The 8,032-nt window shown below is 40.4% G+C and carries 4 protein-coding genes; all 4 read left to right on the top strand.

Going from position 1 to position 8,032, the window contains the following annotated elements; translation table 11 throughout:
• The first annotated feature begins 623 nt into the window (after positions 1 to 623).
• Positions 624 to 1,937, top strand: coding sequence for a PDZ domain-containing protein (locus B4Z47_RS03425; protein WP_115049287.1), 1,314 nt, complete (start codon positions 624 to 626; stop codon positions 1,935 to 1,937).
• Between the two features lie 528 nt (positions 1,938 to 2,465).
• Positions 2,466 to 3,857, top strand: coding sequence for an RtcB family protein (locus tag B4Z47_RS03420; protein WP_115049628.1), 1,392 nt, complete (start codon positions 2,466 to 2,468; stop codon positions 3,855 to 3,857).
• Positions 3,858 to 3,862: 5 nt separating this feature from the next.
• Positions 3,863 to 4,486: a peptide chain release factor H gene (gene prfH / locus B4Z47_RS03415; protein WP_286726817.1), complete on the top strand. Its 624-nt coding sequence runs from the start codon at positions 3,863 to 3,865 to the stop codon at positions 4,484 to 4,486.
• Between the two features lie 271 nt (positions 4,487 to 4,757).
• Positions 4,758 to 7,991 (top strand): SusC/RagA family TonB-linked outer membrane protein, encoded by a 3,234-nt coding sequence (locus tag B4Z47_RS03410; RefSeq protein WP_070565349.1) that lies wholly within the window; start codon positions 4,758 to 4,760, stop codon positions 7,989 to 7,991.
• Positions 7,992 to 8,032 lie beyond the last annotated feature (41 nt).

The following is an 8,032-nucleotide window of genomic DNA, read 5'->3' as shown; positions in this document are numbered from 1 at the left end:
CCCAAACTTTCGGTATGATCCCAAATTCGGATAATAACTTATCAAGATAGACAAAATAACGGATATATCCTAATACCAACGTATACCTAATACCAGTTTTCAAGCAGTTTTTAGACAGTGATTAGTCATTACTTATTCAGTTGTCACTGAGCAAGCACTGAACGAGCACTGAACAAACACTGAATAAGCAATGTCTAAAGAGCTAATCTGATCGCTCTTTGATCCGAATTTGCTGCAATAGCTATCGCTTGTTCTTTGGTGTTTCTTCGCTTATTATAGGGACTTTCATTAGACCTTCCTGGGTATTCGTTCGCTATTTCTCTGGTGTTTCCTTGGTGTTTCTCTGGTGTTTCTTTGGTGTTTCTTTGGTGTTTCTTTGGTCTTTCTTTGGTGTTTCTCCGGTATTTCTTTGGTCTTTCTTTGGTGTTTTAACGATAAAATGGCAATAAAAGAGCAATAAAAGAGCAAAGAAACGGTAACGTAGGTGTAATCCTCAACCAGACTTGTAGATAAGAAAGATAAATTGCCTACCGTTGAATTGGCAGTAAGACGGGCTTTTTTTTATAAACTTTCTTTAATCTGAATTTTCTTGTTTAAATTGGAAATACCAAATATAAACTTGGATGAAAACAGTTTTTTTATCGCTGGCACTGTTGTGTTTTTTCATGACGCAGGGACAAGTGGGGTTTGTCTTAAACGGGAAAAAGAATGTTAAATTTCCTTTTCTTTTTGTCCATAACCTAGTCATTATACCTGTGCAGGTAAACGGGTATATGATGAACTTCCTGTTGGATACAGGTGTTAAAGAAACCATGATATTTGGGGAAACATTAAAGTCAATTGATAGCGCTGTTTTTGTTAATAAGTTTCAGGGCTTGGGTCGGGAAGAGGGTTTGGATGGCTATTTATCGGTCAGCAATCACGTGAATATTGCAGGCGTATACGAAGATTTGGATCAACCGATCTATATTCTTCAAAATGCTCATATTGATATTTCTACCCGGATAGGCGTGGAAGTGAATGGAATTATGGGTAGTCGTTTTTTTGAAAACCAAATGATCGAAATGGATTTTCAAAAACATCGCATCACCTTATATCCAAGGGCGAACAAGCCTAAGGGGCTTGAGAAGATGCAGCGTTTGCCCTTGGATATTTTAAACAGTCGCCCCTATACTTCGGTTGCTTTTAAACAGGGCGATGTGGCTATTGATGGTCGTGTATTGATCGACATGGGAAATAGCGATGCCTTAATGCTTATTCCTTCCAAGCTAAATAATTTTGATATTAAGCCTCCATTTATTGATGACTACATAGGGCAAGGATTTAACGGTGAGATTTATGGAAAAAGAAATCGAATCCGATCGCTCGAACTTGGGCCGTTTACAATGGATTATCCCCTCGTAGCCTATCCCGAATTGAGTTCGTTACAGCATGCAACATTTGTGAGCGAAAGGGTAGGTTCCATTGGAAATGAGTTGTTACGCCGATTTAAGGTCGTATTCGATTACCCCAACAAATCCATATACCTTCATAAGAATAAAGATTTTGATCGCTTTTATTATTTGAATATGAGTGGCTTAGAAATTATCCACGATGGCATTAAATACGAAAAAGAAGAAATACCCGTGGTTCTGCAAAAAGATGGCGGTACAGAGGTAAGAATGGGCAACAGTGTGCAGTATCGCTTTGTACTACGGAATATGTACAAAATTGCGACGGTTCGTGATGGTTCGCCTGCGGCAATCGCAGGACTAATGCCGGGAGATAAGGTTATAAGGATCAATGGTAGACCTGCATCTTCATTTTCCCTGGAGTCGATCCACAATCTTTTTAAATCAGAAGAGGGAAAGGAAATGCGTTTCCGCGTAACCAGAGGCGAGAATACACGCGACTTTAAATTTGTGCTAAAGGATCCACTTCCATTTAACCCGAATTAAATTTTTGCAAATATGAAGAGTTTAAATAAAACTTATTTATCTTTGCTGTCAAGAATAGTATTATAACAATTAAACACGAAGAGATATGTTGGTCGCCAAGATTATAACACCGCAAGCTTTTAAGGCAAATGGATTTGCTGAAAGCAATCTTCGTGCTTTTTGTCATATTTAAGACATTCTTCAAAATTGGAGCTCATCGTGTTTGTTCAATCCGCTGGAATGAATAATCGGATCGCTTCACTTCTTTTGGAAAACCAATTAATACAGATGAAAAAGCCGAAGTTCATTCGGGCTTTTTATTTTTCCTGATTTTCGTTTCTATTCATACAACTTAGACACTTTAGGGGCATATGGCTTTCTGAAAAGCTGTTTATAATCCGCTCTTTCGCACGAATTAACTGTGCATAATGAAGAGCATTTGTTTAATAGATTCTTTATCTCTAAAAGAATATTCCCGAAATTTTTTCAAAAATGCTGCCGATTTCTACGATGGAATTGGTGGCTAATTATGTATGTTTTTTACAAAAAATGGGAAGTAAATTATCTGGAAAAGACTTAATAAAAATAGGTTTTCCACAAAATAATATAGTTAATACAGCTTTGGGACTGATCACAAGGTATCGAAAGAAAGAAAATAAAGAAACCATTCTTCTTGAACTTGCTGAGCTTTTAGAAGCTCCGGAGCGATTTATGGAGCATAAAATATGGGGAAAGCTTTCTGAAGGACTGGTGCAGCCCATAGAAATACGTGTCCGGGAGCTGAGCGCGCATGGAGCTCCATTTAACATATTTGGTGCAAATGAAATTGATGAGCAGGCGAAAAGACAATTGTACGATGCATTGCAATTGCCTATTTCAAGGCAAGGTGCATTGATGCCAGATGCACATACAGGTTATGGGCTTCCCGTCGGTGGGGTGCTGGCTACAGAAAATGCCGTTATACCCTATGGTGTCGGGGTGGATATCGGTTGCCGGATGAGCCTGTCGATATTCGACTTACCTGGCAGTTATTTTAAAGGACGAGAATTTCAACTGAGAAATATATTGAAGGAAAATACCAAATTTGGTTTAACCGACACGCATCGTGAGAAGTCTGATCACATCATTTTCAGTAGGGCGGAATTTCAGGAAATCCCGCTGTTAAAATCCCTGTTGGGGAAAGCTTATAGGCAATTCGGGACTTCTGGCAGCGGAAATCATTTTGTCGAAATGGGCATTGTTGAGCTTCATACCGTGCGGAACGAATGGGGGATGGATCCAGGGCAGTATTTGGGGATTTTATCCCATAGTGGTTCTCGCGGCCTGGGAGCACATATCGCTAAACACTATACGAGTCTGGCTGCCCAACTGTGTCCATTACCTCGTCATGTGCAGCATTTGGCCTGGTTGGATTTATCAACCCAAGAAGGACAAGAATATTGGATGGCAATGAATTTGGCAGGGGACTATGCCCAGGCCTGTCATACGGATATCCACCGACGTTTGGCTAAAGCACTTGGATGTAACCCCGTGGTAACGATCGAAAATCATCATAATTTCGCATGGAAGGAATTCGTGAATGGTGAGGAATATATCGTTCATCGGAAGGGAGCAACTCCTGCTGGAAAGGGTGTATTGGGGGTGATTCCCGGCTCGATGACAGCACCGGGGTTCATTGTGGAAGGGAGGGGAAACCCCTTAAGTTTACAGTCGGCATCCCATGGAGCGGGGCGGGTTATGTCGAGATCTGCCTGCAAAAATAATTTAACAAAAAGCGCCATGTTGAAAGATCTGGAAGCATGTGGTGTAGAGTTGATCGGGGGCGCGTTGGATGAGTCGCCACGTGCTTATAAAGATATTCATCGGGTGATGAAATTGCAGGAGGAACTGGTGAATGTTCTCGGAACGTTTAGTCCGAAGATTGTACGCATGGACAAATAAAGGTGATGGAAGAAAGGTATTTACAGGTTTCTTCGGGACGAGGTCGTAAGGAATGTAATATGGCTGTCCGGCTAGTATTCGATAGACTCGCTGTTGAAAGCCGTAAAGTTGGTGTAGAAGTCACGGAAATAGAAAGAGAAGACGTTGATGGACTTCCTTGTTCGTTAATCGTCAGATTGAGCGGAAGAGATATGGAACAATTGATTGATCATTGGGTTGGTACAATCTGTTGGGTGTGTAAAAGCCCCTTTCGTCCTTTACACAAACGGAAGAATTGGTTTGTCGACGTTAAAATGTACCATCCTGGGGAAAAGGAAAGGCTGTTGGATTTGAAGGATGTATATTTCCAAACAATGCGGAGTAGCGGCGCAGGTGGGCAGCATGTCAATAAAGTAAGTTCTGGCGTCAGAGCTACGCATGCACCGACAGGTGTAAGTGTTCAGGTGATGGATACGAGATCCCAATTGCAGAATAAGGAGATTGCAATGCTGCGCCTGGCTGCACGTCTTCGGGATTTAGGGCAGGCCAAGTTAAATGCGGCCAAAGCACAAAAATGGAAAAATCAAATCGAGGTGTCACGGGGACAGGCAAAACGCGTCTTTCATGGACAAAAATTTATTGAAAAGTAAGTTATTTTTACTGTTTTACTGAAGCGAAAGCCCTTGCTAGTATTTTGGCAAGGGTTTGTTTTTTAGCGTTAATTTTTTTATTTGAAAAATGCTCGCGGTTTATTTGTTGAAAGTCAATGATCGGGATTTAGCTGTGTTAGACTTGTAATATTTTAACATTTGATGTTAAAATATGGGTAATATTGGTCAATATCATAGCGTGCTCTGTTTTAACATTTGCATAATTTAGATTTTATAAAAGCATTTTAAACTAACTAACAGAGACTAGCTTATGAACAAAAGAAGTATTGCAATACTAGCATCCAATATACTAGTATGTTCTGCGCTTTATGCCCAAACAGCACTTAAAGGTAAAGTGTTGGATCAGGATGGCAAACCAATACCAGGGGTATCGGTAACCATTCGAGGCGGTGCCGGCACGCAGACAGGAATTGATGGTGGATTTTCATTAACATATACAGGTGGAGGAGTTTTAAATGTCACTGCAGTTGGTTATAAATCCAAGCAGTTTCAACTGAATAATCAAACGAATTTAAGCATTACATTAGAATCTTCAGCGGAGAATTTAGACGAAGTGGTGGTTACCGCATTAGGTATCACAAGAGAGAAGAAATCGTTGGGTTATGCCATGCAGGAGGTTAAAGCCAAGGAATTGACAGATGCCGGACAACATAGTCTAACAGGAGCATTGGCGGGTAAAGTTGCAGGTGTCCAAATAAACCAATTTGGTGGAGCGATCGGATCTTCAGCGCGTATTTCGATCCGCGGAAACACGTCGTTACAGGCAAACCAGCAACCGCTTATCGTAGTGGATGGTATTCCTATTACAAATAACTCTCAGCGTTCCGGAGATAATACCTATACTGGGGTGGATTACGGTTCGGGTCTAAACGACATTAATCCAGATGATATCGAAAGCATCAACGTACTGAAAGGTGGGGCAGCAGCACTATACGGTATGCGTGCTGGTACAGGCGTTATTATGATTACCACAAAATCTGGAAAACGGGCCGAAAACGGAGTCCAGATTTCATACGATGGTAATTTTTCCATCGACAGAGCCGCCAATTTACCGAAGTACCAAAATTTATATGGTCAAGGATCACGGGGGGATGAATACAGTTTTAAGAAATTTGGTGGAAATCTTTCTTATCAGGATTATGTAACGCAGAATTCATTCAGTTACGTTGATGGCACAGGAAACATTGGTGTTAATGATAATATCGATGAATCTTGGGGGCCTCGCATGGACATTGGTTTATTGATACCACAGTTTAACAGTCCGGTTGTGAATGGTGTACGCCAGGCAACAGCATGGAATTCACATAAAAACAATGTTAGAGAGTTCTTCCAGACAGGTTTTTCCCAAAACCATAATGTTTCATTGCTTTCCAAATCAGATCGATCTTCTACACGTGCATCTATTTCCTTTAGGGATCAAAAGGGAACAGTACCTAATACAGATCAGAAAAAATATACTGCCCAGCTGAACAATGAATATAAGGTTAGCGATAAAGTGTCTTATGACATTATGAGTAACTTTACGCGTACAGAAAGTAACAACTTGGTCACGCAGGGATATGATGCAGCAAATCCAATGAACGGCCTGATCTGGTTTGGTCGCCAGGTGGATATGCAAGACTTGAAAAATAATTGGGATCAAAAAGATGCGCAAGGGAAATATACCTATTACAATTGGAATTCCGCTTATCATATGAATCCTTTTTATACGATGCATGAATCCCGTAATGCGATGAAGATGAACCGTGTTTTCGGTAAGACATCCTTATATTATCAACCTTTTGATTTTTTGAAATTTGAGGGACGTGTAGGATTGGATTACTATAACACACATATGTTTGAGACGACTTATTTTAACTTTGATAACCAAGATGGTAAGTTCAATGACATAAAAAATAGCAATTCCGATTTTAATGCAGATTTTATCGCAAATTTCAATAAACAATTTGGGGATTTGAGTTTGACAGGTATTTTGGGTGCTAACTACCGCGATTATCAATATGAAACAAGTACACTAGGGGCCAAAGGATTAAATGTATTAGGCGTTTATACGATTGCGAATAAAATAGGAGATGCCTACACGTTTATGGATCATTCGAAAGGCCGATCCAATTCGGTTTACGCTCAGGCAAATTTGGGCTGGAAAGATCAATTATATTTGGATCTGACAGCGCGGAATGACTGGTCATCGACACTACGCAAATCCTTTTTCTATCCTTCGGCAAGTTTAAGCTGGATTCCGACAGCTTCATTTGAAGGTCTGAAAAGTGATTATTTGAATTTTTGGAAAATGCGATTTAATTTGGTGAAAGTAGGTAACGCTACACAACCTTATCAAAATGGAAACTATTATTATGCACAAACAGATGCTTATAATAACCTAGCGCAAATGTACAAGAGTATGGTCTATGCGATCGAAGGCCTGGAACCTGAAGCTATCACTTCTTATGAAATCGGTACTGAGCTTGGATTATTCAAAGACCGTCTTCATTTAGACCTTACCTATTATCAAAAAATAAATAAAAAACAATTGCTTCCAGTGACGACCTCCAATGTGGTTGGGTTTAGTAGTATCTTCTTAAATGCGGGAGAAATTCGAAGCAAGGGTATTGAAGTTCAATTACGCGGTGATATCCTGAAACGTGAAGACGGATTGAATTGGACAACAACTGTCAACTTCTCAAAAGATAATAACAAGGTTGTTGAACTTTATCCTGAATTGGGCTTGAAAGATTACAGACAGGGTTGGACTTGGGGCATCTCCAATATGGCTTCTGTGGGGCGCCCTTGGGGAAGCTTGGTTGGCCCCGGATACGATCGTGTAAAAGATGGACCGATGAAAGGTGCTATTAAAGTGGGTTCTAACGGTCTGGTTTCTACACCGCTTGATGGTCAAGTGATTGGTAATGCTGTGCCGGACTTCTTGGCTTCGATGCGTAATGACTTCACCTTTAAAGATTTTAGATTTGGCTTTATGCTCGATTTTCGTAAGGGGGGAGATATTTGGTCACAAACGATGTCCCATGGTTATGCGACGGGTATAGCTGAAATCACTGCTGCGGATGGCATTCGTGAAAGGGCAATTGTAGCAGGTCGGGACGTGATGAAGAATGAACGATTTGCAATGTCGGACGGAAAAGGAGGCTGGGTTGCAAATACCATAGAAACGTCAGCGCAGGACTGGTACGAAAATGGCGGGATTGCCGAAATGTATGTTTTTGATGGTTCTTTCCTGAAATTAAGAGAGGCCTATATTTCGTATAATTTACCAAAACATTTATATAGTAAAATAAAAGGGATTAAGCGGGCTAATATTTCTGTAACGGGTACCAACTTAGCCTTGCTTTGGGTGCATAAATCAAATACGATGCGGTTAGATCCCGAAGCAGGAGGTGTATCTAGCGATTCTAGAGGTGTAGGATTTGAGCAAGCGACAGTTCCAAACTCAAGAAGTATAGGTCTTAAACTTGGTTTTACATTTTAATTAATACATAAAGTTTAAGATATAGAACCCCAAAAAATTAT

Source organism: Sphingobacterium sp. UBA2610, assembly GCF_002339225.1.
GTDB lineage: Bacteria > Bacteroidota > Bacteroidia > Sphingobacteriales > Sphingobacteriaceae > Sphingobacterium > Sphingobacterium multivorum.
This window is presented reverse-complemented; position numbering and strand designations above follow the sequence as displayed.